A 1,511-nucleotide genomic window follows, 5' to 3' on the forward strand; every position below is an offset into this window, starting at 1 on the left:
CAATTAGACCCTAGGTCTAACTTAGTAAAGTGTCTACTAAACGTGGGGTACTCGGGCATATAACGCCCAATTAAGTAGCTGACAACGCTACCAATACACTCAAACTTAACACCGAAATCACTGAAGCTAAACCAAACTAAAAATGCCAAGCGTTGACAGTCTGCTTAAATTGCTTGTTATGAATATTTTTCAATGGCAGCTGTAGAACCATGCTTATTTCGAATTGTCATTAGGTAGAGTCCAATAGAAGCGGCAATTGAAATTGCAATGATACTAGACCAAGTAAAACTGTAGCCATAGCTGTCAATAAGATAACCGACCACGATAAAACTTGGCATAACTAAAACGCTTCGTAGTGTAACTAGAACCCCCTGAATACGCCCTCGGTGACTAGAAGGTGAGTTATTAGCTAAATATATGCCTTCTTTCGTCAATAAGAGAACCTCACCTGCTGATAGAAATAGCCAAGCTATAAAGTGTATGGGAATACTAGGAAAGAACATGACTAGTGCGTAGCCAAAAGCAAACATAAACCCGGCATATGCCAAACTAATTGTTTCAGCTTTACCTGACGTAAATTTCATTAAAACTGGCGTAATAAGAACAACAATTACACACGCATAAGTCATCAGTTGACCAAATACAATTGGACCTTTTTCACCAAATATATGACTTAAATATAATGGGCTTGCCATTGTCATTTGGTTTAATGAATACCACAACAACCCACAAAGGAATGTAAAGAATAAGAGTCTAGGTCTTGACCTCAATACTGCCCAGACAGAACCAGAAACGGGCATTTCTAACTCATTATCAGTTGTGTGGTCAATTTCTGGCTGCGCCTTAATAAACATAGCCACAATCACAACACCAAGTAATGCAGCAAAGCCATTACCAAAGAATATCCATTCTGTGTGGCTCCAAAACAAATACCCAGCCATAATTGGACCTAGAGCTGAGCCAAAATTATAGGCAAGATAGCTCAGCGACATGACTGCGTCGCGATTATTCTTATTAGATAAGTCTGCGACTAAAGCGTTACTTGCCGGTAATGCCAAACCAATAAAGAAATATGCACCAAATAAAAACGCTGGTACTAAAAAAGTATTATCAGGAAAGAAGCCACACCAAATAAGCAATAAAGCACCGGAAAATTCTCCAAATACCATGACTCGCTTATGCCCTAAAACATCAGATAATTTACCACCAATAAAGCTACCTAATAGATAAGTTCCAGTAACCCCCATAGCTAAAGAGCCCGCGACTGTTGCTGAGTAACCTAACTTATCTGTTAATAGTAAAACGAGAAATGGAATAATAAAATTACCCATACCTAAGATCATTCTAGCTACAGCTAGATAATAAATATTCGCTGGCAAACCTCGATAAATCGAAATTGCGGATGAAAAATTCTGGAACATGAAACTCCTAAAATATTGTAATGATACGTATATTCTGGTGTACCCCACAAAAAGTAGACAGTACATAACTACTTACTTTCGTACTCAACC

Annotated in this window: 1 protein-coding gene; it reads right to left on the bottom strand. The window is 38.2% G+C overall.

From position 1 onward, the window contains the following. Positions 1-176 precede the first annotated feature (176 nt). Positions 177-1,421, bottom strand: coding sequence for an MFS transporter (locus tag APB76_RS19085; protein WP_082880315.1), 1,245 nt, complete (start codon positions 1,419-1,421; stop codon positions 177-179). Positions 1,422-1,511: the final 90 nt, after the last annotated feature.

The sequence above is a fragment of the Vibrio bivalvicida genome, from assembly GCF_001399455.2.
GTDB lineage: Bacteria > Pseudomonadota > Gammaproteobacteria > Enterobacterales > Vibrionaceae > Vibrio > Vibrio bivalvicida.